The sequence below is a fragment of the Nostoc commune NIES-4072 genome, assembly GCF_003113895.1.
Classification (GTDB): Bacteria; Cyanobacteriota; Cyanobacteriia; order Cyanobacteriales; family Nostocaceae; genus Nostoc; species Nostoc commune.
Genome location: NZ_BDUD01000001.1, coordinates 2,884,594 through 2,903,181 on the forward strand (window position 1 = coordinate 2,884,594; position 18,588 = coordinate 2,903,181).

Sequence of the window (18,588 nt, forward strand, 5' to 3'; positions counted from 1 at the left end):
GGACTATTTGTAGATACAGAAATTCATGCCGAATTGGGCAAACAAGGGAATCCAAATCTCTTTCCCTATATCCTGTTTTTCAGACAGAAAATTACGCCCAATTAGGCAATAAATAATTCGTAATTTTTCAGAGATGAGTGTTATTAAGTAGTAATTATTTGAGCAATAGATATTACTGTAAATAAAAAGTAGACTAAAAATAGAATTCATTTCCGAAACTTACGCGAAGATATTTCTGGCGGTGTTATTAATGCCATTGTTTCCTTACCGATCGCTTTAACGTTTAGGATGGCTTTTGATTTAGGAATAGTCGTAGTCGATAGGGTTGAAATCGGTTTGCAAATCGCTTGAGATGACAGATTGTTTGGCTAGAAGTTTGGGCATAACTACTGAAAAAATGAGTAAAGTCACCATTCCATTAGAAAAACCTCTCCGCTATGACCCAGAAGCGATCGCTCAAAATTACCGCGATCGTAAAATGCAAGTCTTCAAGCGGTTGCTGCAAGTTGTACTTCCCATACTTGACTTTACTGTTAAATGGTGGTGGAACCGCAAAACAGGACAGTCTGCACAAAAGCAGCAGCGTCAAGCCATTCAACTGCGAGAAATTTTCACTCGCCTTGGCTCCACCTACATAAAGGTTGGTCAAGCACTATCAACTCGCCCTGATATACTGCCTTCAGTCTATATAGATGAACTTGCTAAACTTCAAGATCAATTGCCTGCTTTTTCTAACGAACTAGCATACAAATTTATTCAAGAAGAATTAGGGAAAACTCCAGACCAAATTTATGCAGAATTATCTGTTGAACCAATCGCCGCCGGTTCTCTAGGGCAAGTTTATCAAGGCCGATTACACACAGGAGAGATAGTTGCTGTTAAAGTTCAAAGACCTGATCTTGCAGAAACAATTGCTCTAGATATATATATATTGCGGATTCTGGCTACTATCTTACAAAAGCGATATCAAGAAATTCGTACTAATTTAGTTGCCATTTTAGATGAGTTTGCTACCCATCTGTTTGAAGAGATGGATTACATTCAAGAAGGAAAAAACGCAGAACACTTTGCTAATCTTTATGGTCAGTTGACTGATATTTATGTGCCTAAAATCTACTGGCAATATACTAATCGTCGCGTTTTGACGATGGAATGGATAAAAGGAACCAAGTTAACTCACCCAGCCGAAATACAGTCTCAGGGAATTGATGCTCGTTCAATAATTGAAGTTGGAGTACAGTGTACTCTCAGGCAATTGCTAGAACATGGTTTTTTTCATGCCGATCCTCATCCAGGTAATTTGCTGGCAATGGAAAATGGCAAACTAGCTTATTTAGACTTTGGTATGATGAGCGAAATTAAGCCTCATCAAAGGTATGCTTTAATTAATGCTGTCGTTCACATTGTCAATCGAGATTTTTCAGCACTGGTAGAAGACTATATAGAATTGGAGTTTTTACCTCCTGATGCAGACATAACTCCCATTAGTGCTGCATTGACAAAGCTGTTTAATGATGCCCTTACATCTAGCGTTGCTCAATTAAACTTTCAGGTAATTATTCAACAGCTTTCAGAATTGATGTACCAATATTCCTTTCAAGTACCAGCGTACTATGCACTAATTATTCGTTCGTTGGTAGCATTAGAGGGAATTGCAATCACCATAGACCCGGACTTTAAAGTTTTAGTTTCTGCATATCCTTACGTTCTCAAACGCCTTTTAACTGATCCAGCCCCACAATTACAACCGACTTTTAAGAATCTACTCTTTAAAAATGGTAATTTTCGGTGGAATCGTCTAGAAACAGTATTAATTAACTTTAGTAATACTAAAGATTTTAACTTTAGTAGAACATTAGAACAGGGTGTTAGTTATTTATTATCAGATCAAGGGAAGTTTGTTCGCATCCGTCTAGCGGATGAGCTACTCAAAATCTTAGATGCTTTTGGCGAAACCTTGCTATCTAAAACACCAGTTATTTTTGGGATGCATCTGAATTATCATCACCAAAATTTAGTAGTTATTGATTTAGAGACGCTAGAATACCTCAAACGTATTTGGATACTATTGCAAAAATTGCCAGGATTTGACTTTATACAACTAGCGCGGACAGTTGCCCAAATTTTGATGATACCAGTTACTCATGAAACTGGCCAATATATTGTCAAACAACTGTTGCAAAAAAATATGAACCGACTTATAAATGATGAAATTACAACTTGAAACTGCTATCTACTAGACTTTTAGCGATCGCTATTCAAGGACTATTAGCCCCAAAACTGTAGTACTGGTGTGCTACAAAGCGAAGTGCGGAATAGATGTCTGGATAGGTAGTTTGTCTAGTAAAAAAGTCACCGCCGTCATTTGTAGTGTTGACTTAGAAAAACGGGATACAGAAATCAAAATACTTCTGGGCTGCACTTCTGGGGAAAATCAAGCCATCTTGGATATCCATAATACAGGTTCTCAATCGGCAATATTATTGGTTCGCAAGTAAATTACATTTTTGAGCGTAAGGTTGTATGAGTTTAGAACTAAAATTATCAGGTAAAACAGCGATCGTTACCGGAGGAAGTGCGGGAATTGGATTAGCTACTGCCAAAGCACTTTATAGTGAGGGCGTGAGTGTTGCGATCGCAGCCCGCAATCAAGAACGCTTAGATCAAGCTGTGGCTGACATCCAATCCTTACCCACGCTAGGCGCTAAAGTTATTGCCATCAGCGCCGATCTGACTAAAGCAGAAGATGTTGAAAAAGTTGTCTCTACAACATTAGCCCAATTTAATCAAATTGATATTTTGATTAACAATGCAGGTTCAGCCCGTGCTGGGTCTTTCGTAGAATCAACTGATGATTTATTCTTGGATGCTTGGAACTTAAAAGCCAATTATTCTTGCTAATAGTGTGACATTGTTTTTTAACTTGATAATTTTATGGCTTAAAATTAAATATAGATAAAGAAGCCCTGATGACTATAAATCTCGGCTAGACAAACTCTTGTCAGCCTGCGTGGACTAAAATAAAACCCACGTTCGCGTCCCATCTCGTAGAAAAGAGAAGGAAAAGTGGTTTTTGCCTGTGTAGGCGCGAATTCTATGAGACTCCATTATTTAAACACACCTAACAACATTTGTGACATCATCTGTATTTACCTCTGAACACCTCCTTTTCACCCCCGCTAACCCAGATGCCAAAGCTATCCCCATCATCTTCGCCTTTCCCAATGAGTACAGCGTAGGCATCACTAGCCTCGGCTATCAGGTAGTTTGGGCAACCTTAGCAATGCGTGATGATGTGCAGGTGAGTCGCCTGTTTACAGATACTCACGAACAACTCCCCAGAACCCCGGAAATTGTAGGATTTTCGATTTCCTGGGAACTGGATTATGTAAATATTTTAAATTTGCTGGAATCTTTAGAAATTCCGATTCTAGCAACTTCTCGTGATGATTCTCATCCGATAATTTTTGGTGGTGGGCCCGTTCTTACAGCGAATCCCGAACCTTTTGCAGATTTTTTTGATGTAATTTTACTGGGGGATGGCGAAAACCTCTTGGGAAATTTCATTGAGGCGTACAAAGAAGTGAGAAATGCTTCTAGACAAACTCAACTCAAAAGACTTGCACAAATACCAGGAATTTATGTACCCAGTTTGTATGAAGTCGAATATCACAGCATAGATGGTGCAGTAAAGTCAATTAAACCAATTTCTCCCGAAATTCCCGCAGTGGTGCAAAAGCAAACTTACAGAGGAAACACGCTATCGGCATCAACTGTAGTCACCGAAAAAGCCGCATGGGAAAATATTTACATGGTGGAAGTGGTAAGAAGTTGTCCAGAAATGTGCCGCTTTTGTTTGGCGAGTTATCTCACACTGCCTTTTAGAACAGCCAGTCTTGAAAGTTCGTTAATTCCAGCCATTGAAAGAGGTTTAGAAGTCACAAATCGGTTAGGATTATTGGGGGCTTCTGTAACTCAGCATCCAGAATTTGGGACTTTGCTAGATTATATTAGTCAACCAAAGTATCATGATGTCCGTCTCAGTATTGCTTCAGTGCGAACCAATACCGTAACAGTGCAGTTAGCAGAAACTTTGACGAAACGAGACACGCGATCGCTTACCATTGCTGTAGAAAGTGGTTCGGAGAAAATCCGGCAAATCATCAACAAAAAGCTGCATAACGACGAAATTATCCAAGCGGCGGTAAATGCTAAAGCTGGCGGATTAAAAAGCTTGAAACTCTACGGAATGGCAGGAATTCCCGGTGAAGAAGTAGAAGATTTAGAACAAACCGTGGTGATGATGCGTAATATCAAAAAAGCTGCGCCAGGATTGCGGTTAACATACGGATGCAGCACCTTTGTACCCAAAGCACACACACCGTTTCAATGGTTTGGGGTGAATCGCCAAGCCGAAAAGCGGTTGCAGTTTTTGCAAAAACAGCTAAAACCACAGGGGATAGAGTTTCGCCCAGAAAGCTATAATTGGTCGATTATACAGGCTTTGTTATCGAGAGGCGATCGCAGAGTGTCCCAACTCCTGCAACTGACTCGTGACTTTGGCGACTCCTTGGGTAGCTACAAACGTGCTTTTAAACAACTCAAAGGACAAATCCCCGATTTAGATTTCTACGTCCACGCCGAATGGTCAACAGAACAAGTATTACCCTGGAGCCACTTGCAAGGGCCTCTGCCACAGTCTACACTACTAAAGCATTTGGCTGAAGCTCAGAGTTATATCAACCCATCCCCAAAGGAATTACAGCCAGTACTGGGGGCTAGGGACTAAAGAGTAGGGGAGTGGGGAGATGAGGGAGCAGGGGCAGGGGAGACAAGGGGACAAGGCGACTTAAATCAGAACTTGCAACAAGTGTTTCCCCTTGTCCCCAATTCTCAAGAGTCCCCAAGTCCTCTTTCCCATGCCCAATGCCCAATGCCCAATGCCCAATACCATTGAATTCCTAGCTGAAAACTTGATGCAAAACACAGCCGAGTATTACTGCGCCTATTGCGGCGAACCGAACTTAACTTTTATTGACTTGAGTGCTGGAGGACAGCAATCCTACGTTGAAGATTGTCAAGTTTGCTGTAATCCAAATATTTTGTATGTGCGGGTTGATGAAGATACCCTAGATATCGAGATTGATACAGAATCCGAAAGTTGAATTTTAGGTTTTTCTTTCCATGCTGCACTTTAAACATTCCTCAGTAATTAATGCCCCACCAGAAGTAGTTTGGAAATTTCACGAAAGGGCAGATATTTTGCGACTGCTGAATCCACCTTGGCAGCCAGTCCAAGTGGTTCGTCGTGAGGGGGGACTGAACGTAGGCGCTATCACAGAATTTCGCCTGTTTCTCGGCCCATTACCCTTAACTTGGTTAGCGCGTCATACTGAATGTGAAAAATATCGCCTGTTTACCGATGAACAGATATCTGGCCCCTTTGAATCTTGGGTACATCGACATGAATTTGAACCAGAAGCTGGCAAAACTAGGCTGACTGATGCTATTTCCTTCTCTATGCCTGGCGGAGGAACAGTTGAATTTGTCAGTGGTTGGTTAGTACAAGTGCAACTAGAAGCTATGTTTCGCTATCGCCACTATGTAACGAAACGAGAATGTGAGTCGCAATAACAGAATCTACTGCTAGCAAAAATTAATTATCCTGATTCTTCAACCCTTGCCGCGAAACCCACTTTATTAAACCAGGGAACAACCGATACAAAGCTTGCGATAAATTCTCCCAACCAAGCATCGCACCTGTAATCAGTACCGTAGGAGTCATACTTTAAGTTTGAAAAACCTATTTACTGTTGATTTGTCTAGTTAATAACACTCTACAAACCTTCTAACTTTTGTTAGATTTTTTCTCATTTCCAAAATAGTTTTTTAGTGAAATTACAAGTTCTCGTTAGCAGTTGTTTAGTAAAAATACCTCTGGTTTACAGACTAATAGAAGCTATTATTGAACTTTTGTTAGATAAATCTTTGCTCAACTCCTTAAAATCTCATTCTTTAGAGTTGCTTCTACTTTGAAACTAGAGACAGATAGCGTCAAATTGCTAAGTTAAGTAATATGAAGAATGTAATGAACTTCTTAAATTAACTTAATAATGGCAATTACTCTTAGTGATAAAACTGAAACTGCATACAATAGACCTCTTGCAAAAGTGCTTTTTGCACTCTTGGGGAAAAGGGTAATGGTTTTAGGGGAAGGAGACAATACAGAAGTCTCCACTCATATCACCAAAACAGTGCTGAGTGCCGAGTAACGAGTGCTGAGTAAAAAGTAAAATTAATTGCACTCAGCATATAGGGTCTGAATCCTTACAATTTATTTATGAAAAAAATAAAAATATTTTTTTTGAGACACGTAGTGCAAGAAAAAATACGTCCTTGTTTTCAATCCCCTAGTTTTAACTATGGGGTTATACTCAGCACTCAGCACTCAGTACTCAGCACTACTGAACCAACCTTTTAACTGAAAACAGTTTTTAGAATAGCAGTGGCTTGTGTAATACTAGTTAAAGTATCTTAATATTTCTATATATTTTTTAGCAGTGGCATTGTCCAGTGCAAAAAATTGACCACTAACAGATTTTCTCGGTTAGTCTTTTTTGTCATGACTATATTTTATTTTTGAAATTTTCATCTGAATGCGAGGCGGAGTAAAAGCGTGATCCAGTTAGAACAACCACCCAGTCATCAAACAAAACGGACTCCAGTAGTGAAAAGTAAATCTCAGTTCAAAGGGCTTTTCATTGCTATTGTCATTGTTAGCGCATGGGTTATTAGCCTGAGTATATTACTTTCACTTGACATCTCCAAGCTGAAATTTTGGATATTATTGCCTGTTATCCTATGGCAGACATTTTTATATACGGGATTATTTATTACATCTCATGATGCCATGCATGGTGTAGTATTTCCCCAGAATCCCAAGATTAATCATTTTATTGGAACATTGACCTTATCCCTTTATGCTCTTTTACCATATCAAAAACTCCTGAAAAAACATTGGTTACATCACCATAATCCCGCAACTAAAATAGACCCAGATTTTCATAATGGTAAACACCAAAATTTCTTTGCTTGGTATTTTCATTTTATGAAAGGTTACTGGAGTTGGGGACAAATAATTGCTTTGACTATTATTTATAACTTTGCTAAATACATACTCCATATACCAACTGATAATCTAACTTACTTTTGGGTGTTACCCTCGCTTTTAAGTTCATTACAATTATTCTATTTCGGCACTTTTTTACCTCATAGTGAACCAATAGGAGGTTATGTACAGCCTCATTGTGCCCAAACGATTAGCCGTCCAATTTGGTGGTCATTTATTACATGCTATCATTTCGGCTACCACGAAGAACATCACCAATATCCCAATGTTTGTTGGTGGCAGTTACCAGAAATTTACAAAGCAAAATAGTTATTGTCTATCTAATATAATAGCAATAAGAATTACACGATAATCTATATAGTTTGAGTAAAGCATTCTTTTAGATTATCCTACTTATGCCAATTAATAATTGTCGTCTTGTCACCTATAGCCCTGCTTATACAATCGTTCCTACTTACGAGTGCTTTAATCGTTGTAGTTACTGCAACTTTCGCAGTGAACCGGGTAAAAGTCCCTGGATGAGTATTTCAGATGTAGAAAGTATTTTAAAGCCACTTCAAAGCCAAAATATCTGTGAAATCCTCATCCTTAGCGGTGAAGTGCATCCTCATTCGTCAAGGCGTCAGGCGTGGTTTGGGCGTATTTATGATTTGTGTGAATTAGCACTTTCAATGGGGTTTTTACCACATACCAATGCGGGACCATTAAGTTTTGAGGAAATGCAAAAGCTTAAGCGTGTAAATGTTTCAATGGGGCTGATGTTGGAACAGTTAACACCAGCATTGTTAAATACTGTACATCGGCACGCACCGAGTAAATTACCAGAGGTACGGCTACAACAATTACAATGGGCGGGAGAGTTGCAGATTCCTTTTACAACTGGGTTACTGTTGGGAATTGGAGAAACTGTAAATGATTGGTGGGAAACTTTGGAAGCTATTTCTAAATTGCATCAACGTTATCATCACATTCAAGAAGTCATCCTACAACCTCATAGTCCTGGACATCAGCAAACTTTTGATGCACCACCTTTTGATCCCCATAAATTACCAGAAGTAATTGCGAAAGCGCGTCAGATTTTACCGCCAGATATTACTATTCAAATTCCGCCCAATTTAGTTAAAGATAACTGCTGGTTACTCGCTTGTATCGAAGCTGGTGCGCGAGATTTAGGTGGAATTGGCCCAAAAGATGAAGTGAATCCCGATTATCCTCATGTTCAAGAACAAGCATTAAGAGAAATTTTACAACCTGCTGGGTGGGAATTGGTGGCGCGATCGCCAGTGTATCCGCAATTTGATACCTGGTTGTCGGGGGAATTACAAACAGCAGTGAAACGCTGGCGAAAAATAACACCAGTTTCTCTGTTGTCAGAACAGCAAAGTAGAGATTTTCGCAATTCGTAATTAAGTTTTGACCATGATAACTGTGCAATTGCTCTTGCGAGAAATATTCTCGGCGATATTTCCTTGAATCGCTTGTTGTAGTAGACTTTCACGGCTAGCTCCCAGAACAATCACATCACTATTGTCAAGTTCTGCACACTTCAAGACAGCATCAGAAACAGAATTGGCACGAACTGGAGTTGCCATAACTTTACCACTAACTCGGCGTTGCAGAAAGTGAACAGATTTATCTAGTAATGTTGTGTCAGGAATGGAGTTAGTAGGCTGAAAAACCTGACATAGCTTGATTTGGGGCGAAGTGCTTAGAGAAGCCAGAGCAGGTAATAACTTAATTGCTTGGCTGGAGTTAGGGCCGCCTGCCATTGGCAACAACCAACGGTCAAAAGCTCTTTTATGATCTAATTTAGCCAAAATAACATCACAAGGAGCCTGTCGAATTATGGTATCCACCACTCGGCTAAAAACTCTACCAGGAGTTGATGTACTACCTTTCCAACCCATCAGCACCAAGTCAATATGTCGATCTTTGACAGTCTCCAAAATTGCCCCAGCAACATTATGGGTAACTCGGATTTGGGTGTGAACGGGAATCCGCCATTTCTCTCCTAAAAGTATTGCTCGTTGCAAAAGTTGAAGACTTTTGCTGATTTGCACTGGTGTTTCCGATGGGATGCGGCCAGACGGAACAATAATCACTTGTAGGCATTCTATTTCGTAATTGCGATCTTTGGCGATCGCAACTGCCATTTCCAATAAAGTCTCGGCTGTCTGTGGATGTGAAAGTGGTACTAGCAAACGTCCTTTGCCTGTAGCCGGAGCGCGAGTTTGGTAAACTACATAAGAAGGTGCTGATTTCGGTTCTATTTGTTGGCTATTACCACTGAGTCGCTCTGCTTCTACACGAATAATATCACTACGAGTAATAATTCCGATTAACTTCCGATTTTCTGTAACAGGTAAACAGCTTAGACGATAACGATTGAGTATATGCAGTACATGAGCTAGTGTAGCTGTGGGAGTTACTGTCACTGGCTCTGGTGTCATAATCTGGCTAATAGTTGTATCTTTACCTAACTCTTGCGAAGCAATATTAACTAAATCTTTCTGAGTGACAATACCAACAACTTTACCATTCTCTAAAACCGGGAAGTTGCGATGGTGAGAGTGGGAAAATGCCTGTACTGCTTCATCAGTACTCATTTGGCTAGAGAGGGTTTCCACACGCCGTTGCATCACATCTACAGCACTCAGTTGTGCTAGAAGCCCCTCTGTGCTTGGCTCTTTGGTGATGTGAATCCCTTTCCACTCTAGTAAAAGGTCGTAGAGCGATCGATGGTCAATTTTTTCTGCTACTAAATAGGCAACCACAGACGCAATCATTAGCGGTAGCACTAGATTGAAATCTGTTGTCATCTCAAATACAATGACGACTGCTGTAATTGGTACTTTGGAGACGGCGCTAAAAAAGGCAGCCATGCCCACATGAGCATAGACTGTTGCAGCACTCATTCCCAGTAAACTGTGTTCGACAGCACCCACTAAGTAACCAAGGGCAGCTCCCAAGGCCAAGGTGGGAACTAGCAAACCCCCTGGCGCTCCAGAGCCGTAAGTAAAAATAATTAGGATAAACTGAACTAAAAGAGCGATCGCAGCAAATGACCAATTAGTATTACCCCCAAGCAAAATTTCTCTCAGTCCAGCATGATCCCGAAAGGTAGCAGGTAATAAAGCGATCGCAACACCACTGACTAACCCAGCAAGTCCAATTCGCCAAGGTAAACTTAGGCGTAGTACGCGGCGGTTAATTGCTAAACTGGCAAGAATACCCTTATTAAACAGAATGCCTAGAAGTCCCGCCAGCACTCCTAAAATCAAGTAGAAAGGGATTTCTTGAGCGAAGAAAGTTGTATCGGGAAGACCTAAATTTAGATGATTTAGATCCAGATTGTGGCTACCATAGAGCCGAGAGATGACTGAAGCGATGAAAGAAGCCAAAATCGCAGTACCAAGAGTGATACCTGACACATCTTGGAGTAATTCTTCCACTACAAAAAGCACACCTGCGATCGGTGCATTAAAAGCTGCTGCTAACCCAGCTCCAGCTCCGGCGGCGATCAGTTGGCGACGATGCTCTGGTGAAGTCGGTGCCCAGTTACTAAGTTGATTTGCCAAGGCTGCCCCAATTTGGACAGTTGGCCCTTCCCTTCCTAAAGGCATTCCAGAACCCAGCACTAGTGTAGCGCTCACCAGCTTGACCAAAGCAATCCGCAGATTTAACGGCATTGGTACGCGAGCCAATACGGCTTTGACTTCAGACATTCCACTACCTGATGCTTCAGGTGCAAAGCGCTCGACTAGCCAACCAGCTAAAATTCCTCCTATCAGTCCAATGCCTGGTAGCACCAAGTAGGCAGGCCAAAGGTAAGAAATACGCACTCGCAATGCGCCTGCCCAATCCACTGCCTGTCCTAACAGAACTGCTGCTAGCCCAGAAACTAGACCAATCAGGCAAGCTTCCACGAAAGCCAAGCGCCTGGGTTGAACCAACTGACGGGAAAGCCTCAACCAGAGAATTTTACCCCTGGCTAACATATTTTTAGCAATCACTTGTCATCAATGAAGGTATATAAATGTCTGAAATGTCTTACCGTTCACCCTATCCATAGTGTTCCATAAAAAAATGAAATCAAAATGAAATTTTTCTGTACCTAAAGATAGATATGTGCAGTAGGTGATTGATGGGGAAGGCTCTGACGTAGTAGAGCGAGTATTTAGCCTTGGCGAAAAACATGACTTTTCGCGGTATTAGGTGCGTTCAAGAGACTGTTAGTTATAACATTATGCAGCGATCGCTCAATCATCAGAGAAGCGGCGCGACGTAAGCCTCAGTAGGGCAAAACGCACGTTGCATTCATATTAGCTCAACTTTGTCAACGGTTCAAATTAGCGGCAGCAAGTAAACTTAAACTCAGCACCAGTGCTTCTTAACTTTCTGCTGTATTTGAGTAGTCGAATGATAGCGATTTTATCTACCAGCCCTCAACACCTGTTCAGCCGTTAGTTTTAAATCTGGGAAAGTTAGAGAGACGATGGTCTGATTGCCTCGAAACTGCTGAATTTCATACTCCCCATTCATTAGCGTACAGATAGAGAGGGTGGGTTGTTTGGGCTTGCCAATGTGTCGAGTACCACCATTAGCTGCGTAGTCTGCAATCCAATATTCGGGAATGCCTAAAACCGCGTAGTCTTCAACCTTACGGGCATAATCATTTTGCCAGTTGCTACTAACAACTTCCGCCACAAATTTAATCGAACTGCCCAGTGTTAGGATTGATTGGTCAGACCAAAGCGGTTCTTTGATAAGTTCATCTGGATCGACAACTGCAACATCAGGTCGAAATGCTGTCATACCAGTGTTAGAAGGGCGCAATAGTCCTCGCTGAAGGACAAACCAAGGTAAGCCTGCTCCGTCGATTTGGACACAAATCTTTGTGGTAATGAAGGCTGCAACCTGTTCATGGAGACCTGTTGGTTCCAAGTCAAACACCTCTCCATCGATCAGTTCATAACGCTTATCGCCACTATAACAGGCGAGAAACTCATCAAAGCTGAGTGGCTTCTGTTGTATTGGTTGGTTGATCGCAATAGTCATAGGTCAACTTAGCCCAATCAATGCCTTCAGTCTACTATAGGAATTGTATTTGATTTTTGAGATTATCTAGGTGGCCGGGGAGTGGGGACTTGTACGTTGGTGCAGACTTAGACCAAATGTTAAATTTTCCAACATTAACTTTATAAGATTTGAACTTTCCATAAGTTCAGTAAAAAATGGAAATGTCCCTTTGCATATAAATGTAGGTGTCTAAACGTTCCTCTAAGCAGCGATTTCTTCTCTGTGAGACGCTAGGCGAACGGAAAGCTTCTCTGCCAGAGGTTCTGCCAAAGGAATCTGGCGCGAAAAAATCTAAACATCAAGGAAAAACTCAGAAGCGTCTGATTCAAACTTTATTTAAAAACGCTCATGATGCGATCGCCTTAATTGACGATCGCTTATGTTTGGTGGATATGAATATTGCTACAAGTGATTTACTCGGTTTATCACGTAAGCAACTCAAAGGGCAAGTTTTAGCTAATTTCATCACTGCCGAATTTGCTTGTCAACCCAACTCTCTTAGTTTTCCACCCGGACAATCATTGATGGGGGAACTGTTAGTTTCATCTTCTGCCCAGAACCAGCGAGAGATGGAGTATACCTTAATACCTAACGTCCTTCCCCACTGTCATCTGCTGCTATTACGAGACATTAGTCAGCGCCGGGAATCCATGCAGGCGGAATTACGACAGCAACAGCAACGGGTAGAACTATTTTCAGAAGTGACGCTGAAAATTCGCCAGTCGTTACAGCTAAAGGAAATTCTGCATACCACTGTTACGGAAGTGCAACGGATTCTGCAAGCCGATCGCGTGCTAATTTATCAGGTATTACCGGATGGTACAGGAAAAACCATCAGCGAAGCAGTTTTACCAGATTATCCCACACTGATGGATCTAGAATTTCCTGAAGAAGTTTTTCCCCAAGAGTATCAACAACTGTATGCTCACGGACGGGTACGTGCAACCGCAGATGTACACGATCCGGCGGCTGGCTTGGCAGATTGTTTGGTGGAATTTGTCGATCAATTCCAGATTAAAGCCAAATTAATTGTACCGATTGTGCAAAACCTCAATGCCCAGTCACAGAATCACCTTTGGGGTTTGTTAATCGCGCACCAATGCGACAGCGTTCGCCATTGGGTAGATTTTGAGTTGGAATTGATGCAACAACTAGCCGATCAAATCAGTATTGCTTTATCTCAAGCCCAACTACTGGAACGTTTAGAAGAGGTTGTAGCAGATCGCACCGCAGAATTACAAGAGGAAATTAATGTGCGGATGCAGGCGGAAGCGGCACTGCGACAGAGTGAGGAGCAATTGCGTTTAATTACGAATGCGCTGCCAGTACTAATCGCCTATGTGGACGATCAACAACAATATCGCTTTAATAATCAAGCATATCAGGATTGGCTGGGACAATCTCCTAAAGAAATTTATGGTTCCCATCTCCAACAGGTTTGGGGAGAAGATTGCTACCAAAGAATGCAAGTTTATGTAAAAACAGCTTTATCTGGGCAAGCCGTCAACTATGAAAATGATATTCTTTTAAAAGATGGGAGTTGGCGATCGGTTGATGTAACTTACATCCCTGATGTAGATGACCAGAACACCGTGAAGGGATTTTTCGCCTTGAGTAGTGATATTAGCGATCGCAAAGCTATTGAAAGGATGAAAGATGAATTCATTTCTGTAATTAGCCATGAATTGCGAACTCCCCTAACTTCGTTGCACAGCGCCCTAAAAATCTTAGCTACAGGGCGATTGGGCACTCTCTCGACCGAAGGACAACAAATGCTAGGAATTGCCGATGATAGCACTGAACGGTTAGTGCGTTTAGTTAACAACGTCCTCGATTTACAGCGAATTGAGTCTGGCAAAGTCATCATGGAGTGCCAAGCTTGTAATGCTGCTAATTTGATGATCCAAGCAGCAGAGGCAATGCAAGCAATGGCACAGCAGCATGAAATCACTCTGGTCAAACAACCACAAGATATCTCAGTGTGGGCAGATGCAGATTATATCTTGCAAGCTTTGACAAATTTAATTAGTAATGCCATCAAGTTTTCATCACCTGGGGGGACTGTTTGGCTAACCGTAGAACAAGAGCAAGGTTCCCAAAACCTCCCCAAAGAATTAGTGTTTCGAGTGCGAGATGAAGGTCAAGGCATTCCTGCTGACCAACTCGAACGGATCTTTGAAAAGTTTCAACAAGTAGATTCATCAGATTCCCGCAAAAAAGGTGGTACTGGTTTAGGGCTGACCATCTGTCGCAAAATTATTGAACAACACAACGGTAGAATTTGGGCTGAGAGTACTCCAGGGAGTGGAAGCACCTTTGCATTTACATTACCTACCCTTGAGTGCGTCAATATCTCATGGAGAGTGAGCTATGAATATGAAGCGGATTTTAATTATTGATGACGAAGAAACCATTCAAACCGTTGTGCAATTTGGCATCAAAATGGCAGCAGGTTGGGAAGTTTTCACGGCTAGTTCTGGCTTTGAAGGCATCCAGACTGCCCAAAGCGAAAAACCCGATGTGATTTTGCTGGATGTGATGATGCCAGATATGGATGGTATTGCTACCTTTAAAGAACTCCAGTCTCATTCTGAAACAGAACAAATTCCGGTGATTATTTTAACTGCCAAGGCACAAACGGCAGAAAAGCGCCAGTTTAATGATTTGGGAGTTAGTGGTGTCATTACAAAACCATTTAACTCCCTCAATCTACCGGAGCAAATTAGTAAAATTCTCCATTGGTAGCTGCATCAGTCAACCACCCACCACTAATCGGAGTACCGATATAGTGGGAGCTTGAAAGAGCCTAGTTGTCCAGTCTAAGTGTTAAATCACTACGTTTAAGGTAAGTGTTCAAGACCTACCAGAGAATGCGTAGCTAGTTCTTTGCTCTAGAACTTAAGAGTTAAACAGGTTTAAGGGTTAAGCCAGTACTTTTGAGATAGTTACCGACCTGAAACATTGACGAAGCTAACATTACCCGAAAGGAGGGACTTATGTCCAAAGTATTTGTAATTGATACTGAAAAAAGACCATTAGACCCAATCCATTCAGCCCAAGCTAGACAACTATTAAGAAACGGTAAAGCAGCAGTTTACCGCCGTTTTCCGTTCACCATTATTCTCAAAAAATCACATTCAGATTTATCAGTAACACCACTGCGATTAAAGCTTGATCCTGGAGCTAAAACAACAGGGATTATATTGGTCAACGATACTACTGGGGAAGTTATATTTGCAGCCGAACTAAAACATAGAGGCTTTGCAATTAGAGATGCTTTAACTTATAGGAGACAGTTGAGAAGTAGCAGAAGAAGCCGTAAAACTAGATACCGTAAACCAAGATTCTTAAACAGAATACGTCCAAAAGGGTGGTTAGCACCGAGCTTACAAAGTCGTGTTGAAAATATCAAAACATGGGTTAATAAGCTACGTAAAATTGCACAAATTGAAGCAATTAGCCAGGAATTAGTACGCTTTGATATGCAATTAATGCGTAATCCAGATATCCAAGGAAAGGAGTATCAACAAGGTACTTTGACTGGTTACGAAATCAGAGAATATTTACTTGAAAAATGGAGTAGACAATGCGCTTACTGTGATGCTAAAGACGTTCCACTACAGATAGAACATATTCACCCAAGAGCCAAAGGAGGCAGTAATTCGATTACTAACCTGACTCTAAGTTGTGAAAAATGCAACACAAAGAAAGAAATTAAGGATATCAAAGAGTTCCTAAAAAAAGACAAAACAAGGCTAGCAAAAATATTGGCTCAAACAAAAAAAACATTAACTGATGCAGCAGCAGTAAACACAACTCGTTTTGCATTGCTAGAGGCTCTAAAAGCAACTGGATTAACAATAGAAACAGGTTCTGGTGGATTAACAAAGTTTAATCGTAGCCAACAGAATCTAGAAAAAACTCATTGGTTAGATGCTGCTTGTGTTGGTAAATCAACGCCCAAATTGATTATTAAAGGTGTTAAACCATTGTTGATTATAGCTAACGGTCATGGTACTAGGCAATTATGTCGCACAGATAAATACGGTTTTCCAAATCGTCATTGTTCAAGAGCTAAATTTCACTTTGGTTTTCAGACTGGAGACATTGTTAAAGCTGTTGTTAAAACTGGTAAGAAAGTTGGTGAATATATTGGGAGAATTGCAACTCGTGCAACAGGGAGTTTCAACATCTCTACTAAAAACGGATTAGTTCAAGGAATTAGTCACAAATATTGTTCAGTAATTCACAAAAAAGATGGCTACTCATATACACAATAAAAGATTTAGAAATTACTCAACTGTTTCCCTTACGGTTTCTGCTATGCAGAAAAGTGGTCAGGAAACGTTTCGTAATTTTTCTCCCATTCCTCCCACCACTAATCGGAGTAACGATATAGTGGGGGTCTCTTGGGAGGTTTAGATGAAAATCTTGCTTGTAGATGATGACGATTTATTAATTAAGATCCTGACTAGAAATCTGGCAACCCATCACTATGTTGTAGATGTCGTCAAAGATGGGGAAATGGGTTGGACTTATAGCTCCACCTTTGAGTATGACTTGATTGTACTAGATATCATGCTGCCGAAATTGGATGGCATTAGCTTATGCAAGCGTCTGCGGACAGAGGGATACACCGTCCCAATTCTGTTACTTACAGCTCAAGATAACATTACTGCCAAAGTGCAGGGATTGGATGCAGGTGCAGATGACTATGTTGTAAAACCTTTCAATCCCATAGAACTGATTGCTAGGATTCGGGCATTGCTGAGGCGGGGAAGTAATAATCCCTTTCCTTTACTGACTTGGGGGGATTTGCTCCTTAACCCCAGTACTTGTGAAGTGACCTACAATGGCCGCCCCCTGAACCTGACGACAATGGAATATGATTTGCTAGAACTTTTGCTGCAAAACTGCCAGCATGTGTTTAGCACTGAAGAACTTTTAGATAAATTATGGTCTTCAGAAGATTTTCCATCTGGCGCAACGGTACGTTCCCATATCCGTCGAGTGCGACAAAAGCTAGTTGCAGTCGGTGCGCCTCATGATTTTATCGCTACCATGCATGGACGGGGTTACTACTTAAAAGCACCAAACACAGAAGAATCAACCACTCAATCGGCGACACCTGCTGTAAATAATGCTGCGGGTGACTCTCAAATCGCTGTATCTTTAAAAACGTTGAGTGATTTCCCAAAGTATGATTTTCCTGACGATTCCCAACAACAATACTTGGCTTTTCTCAACGAAACTTGGAAAACTACAAAACCGAAAAGCCTCGACCAGATGACAATTTTGTTACAAGTTGCCAGAGATTTACAAATAAATCAACTCAAACCTCAACAACAAGCACAGGCGCAACAAATTGCTCACAAACTGGCGGGAAATCTGGGAATCTTTGGGTTAAGCAAAACAATGCATACCGCACGGCAGTTAGAGTATTGGTTGGGTGGTCAAGAACCGCTACAACCGAAACACGCGCCGTTGATGAAAACCCTGGTAATGGCTCTCCAGCAAGACATTGAGCAGACTACACTGATTCAATTGTCTCAGGTTCCCAATGGGCAATCACCGCTTTTACTGATTGTGAGTTCGGATATCGAGTTTAACCAATCGTTAGAGCCTGTGGCGGCAAGCCGGGGAATTCGCATTCAGATTGCGCCGATGCTGGAGAATATGGCTAAAGCTTTGGGAGCAAGAGATTCAGTTTTTGATAGCTTAGACCAAAATCCTGATATCATACTGTTGTATTTTGCCTCAATTCCATCCCAACCCGATACTCACCAAGTAAGTAATTTTTGGGAAACATTGCAGATATTAGCACAGCGTTACCCTAGCTTGCCAATTGTTGTGATTAGCGATCGCAGTGAATTGAGCGATCGCTTGGAGGCAATGCGGCGGGGCGGAAAACTATTTTTGACAGCACCAATTCCTCCTGAACAGGTGATTGACACAGTAGTAAACTTGTTGCGCGGTACTGAGATCACAAAAAAGGTGATGATTCTTGATGACGATCAAGACTGGTTGCACACTCTTCCCACCCTGCTGAAACCTTGGGGATTTAAAGTTACAACCCTTGCCGATCCGCAACAATTTTGGACAGTACTAGAGACTGTCACCCCCGATGCTCTAGTATTAGATGTCAATCTGCCACAGATCAACGGATTTGAACTCTGCCAGATTCTCCGCAGTGATCCTCATTGGCAGCGTTTGCCAGTTTTATTTCTGAGTGTGCTGACAGATTCCGCCACTCAGAATCAAGCTTTTACTGTTGGTGCTGACGATTATCTGTGTAAGCCCGTTAAAGGAGTCGAACTAGCTAACCGAATTCTGCGACGGTTACAAAGAGTTAAGGCTTGGGCAAGTTGATTATAGGATAG

The 18,588-nt window shown here is 41.4% G+C and carries 15 protein-coding genes; 12 read left to right on the top strand and 3 right to left on the bottom strand.

Annotated features, from left to right (window positions below):
- The first annotated feature begins 352 nt into the window (after nt 1-352).
- The 6 genes from CDC33_RS12840 to CDC33_RS12860 all read left to right on the top strand — a co-directional run bounded on the left by CDC33_RS12840 (nt 353) and on the right by CDC33_RS12860 (nt 5,634).
- Nucleotides 353-2,224, top strand: coding sequence for an ABC1 kinase family protein (locus CDC33_RS12840; RefSeq protein WP_109008797.1), 1,872 nt, complete (start codon nt 353-355; stop codon nt 2,222-2,224).
- Between the two features lie 112 nt (nt 2,225-2,336).
- Nucleotides 2,337-2,498, top strand: coding sequence for a hypothetical protein (locus CDC33_RS38670; RefSeq protein WP_181373992.1), 162 nt, complete (start codon nt 2,337-2,339; stop codon nt 2,496-2,498).
- A 25-nt stretch (nt 2,499-2,523) separates the two neighbouring features.
- Nucleotides 2,524-2,901: an SDR family NAD(P)-dependent oxidoreductase gene (locus CDC33_RS12845; RefSeq protein ID WP_244919222.1), complete on the top strand. Its 378-nt coding sequence runs from the start codon at nt 2,524-2,526 to the stop codon at nt 2,899-2,901.
- Nucleotides 2,902-3,133: 232 nt separating this feature from the next.
- Nucleotides 3,134-4,789, top strand: a complete 1,656-nt coding sequence (locus tag CDC33_RS12850; RefSeq protein ID WP_109008798.1) for a B12-binding domain-containing radical SAM protein — start codon at nt 3,134-3,136, stop codon at nt 4,787-4,789.
- 187 nt (nt 4,790-4,976) lie between these two features.
- On the top strand, nt 4,977-5,165 hold the full coding sequence (locus CDC33_RS12855) for a CPXCG motif-containing cysteine-rich protein (protein ID WP_012411100.1): 189 nt from the start codon (nt 4,977-4,979) through the stop codon (nt 5,163-5,165).
- A gap of 19 nt (nt 5,166-5,184) precedes the next feature.
- On the top strand, nt 5,185-5,634 hold the full coding sequence (locus CDC33_RS12860) for an SRPBCC family protein (protein WP_109008799.1): 450 nt from the start codon (nt 5,185-5,187) through the stop codon (nt 5,632-5,634).
- 22 nt (nt 5,635-5,656) lie between these two features.
- Here CDC33_RS12860 and CDC33_RS41225 read toward each other — a convergent pair whose 3' ends face one another.
- A complete protein-coding gene (locus CDC33_RS41225) occupies nt 5,657-5,785 on the bottom strand; it encodes a hypothetical protein (RefSeq protein ID WP_280524410.1) in 129 nt (42 codons plus the stop codon).
- 891 nt (nt 5,786-6,676) lie between these two features.
- Between CDC33_RS41225 and crtW the strand changes: the two genes are divergently transcribed.
- Both crtW and cofG read left to right on the top strand, forming a co-directional pair.
- On the top strand, nt 6,677-7,438 hold the full coding sequence (gene crtW, locus CDC33_RS12870) for a beta-carotene ketolase CrtW (protein ID WP_109008800.1): 762 nt from the start codon (nt 6,677-6,679) through the stop codon (nt 7,436-7,438).
- Between the two features lie 86 nt (nt 7,439-7,524).
- On the top strand, nt 7,525-8,535 hold the full coding sequence (gene cofG, locus CDC33_RS12875; protein WP_109008801.1) for a 7,8-didemethyl-8-hydroxy-5-deazariboflavin synthase subunit CofG: 1,011 nt from the start codon (nt 7,525-7,527) through the stop codon (nt 8,533-8,535).
- On the opposite strand, the gene CDC33_RS12880 is transcribed toward cofG, so the two are convergent.
- A complete protein-coding gene (locus tag CDC33_RS12880; RefSeq protein ID WP_109008802.1) occupies nt 8,536-11,127 on the bottom strand; it encodes a chloride channel protein in 2,592 nt (863 codons plus the stop codon).
- A 433-nt stretch (nt 11,128-11,560) separates the two neighbouring features.
- Nucleotides 11,561-12,187, bottom strand: a complete 627-nt coding sequence (locus CDC33_RS12885; RefSeq protein ID WP_109008803.1) for a Uma2 family endonuclease — start codon at nt 12,185-12,187, stop codon at nt 11,561-11,563.
- 206 nt (nt 12,188-12,393) lie between these two features.
- Here CDC33_RS12885 and CDC33_RS12890 point away from each other — a divergent pair, with 206 nt between their 5' ends.
- From CDC33_RS12890 to CDC33_RS12905, 4 genes are all read left to right on the top strand, one after another.
- On the top strand, nt 12,394-14,607 hold the full coding sequence (locus CDC33_RS12890; RefSeq protein WP_244919223.1) for an ATP-binding protein: 2,214 nt from the start codon (nt 12,394-12,396) through the stop codon (nt 14,605-14,607).
- A complete protein-coding gene (locus CDC33_RS12895; protein WP_109008804.1) occupies nt 14,579-14,953 on the top strand; it encodes a response regulator in 375 nt (124 codons plus the stop codon). The genes CDC33_RS12890 and CDC33_RS12895 overlap by 29 nt, the downstream gene beginning before the upstream one ends.
- Nucleotides 14,954-15,204: 251 nt before the next feature.
- On the top strand, nt 15,205-16,488 hold the full coding sequence (iscB, locus tag CDC33_RS12900) for an RNA-guided endonuclease IscB (RefSeq protein WP_109008805.1): 1,284 nt from the start codon (nt 15,205-15,207) through the stop codon (nt 16,486-16,488).
- Nucleotides 16,489-16,630: 142 nt separating this feature from the next.
- Nucleotides 16,631-18,577 (top strand): response regulator, encoded by a 1,947-nt coding sequence (locus CDC33_RS12905; RefSeq protein WP_109008806.1) that lies wholly within the window; start codon nt 16,631-16,633, stop codon nt 18,575-18,577.
- Nucleotides 18,578-18,588 lie beyond the last annotated feature (11 nt).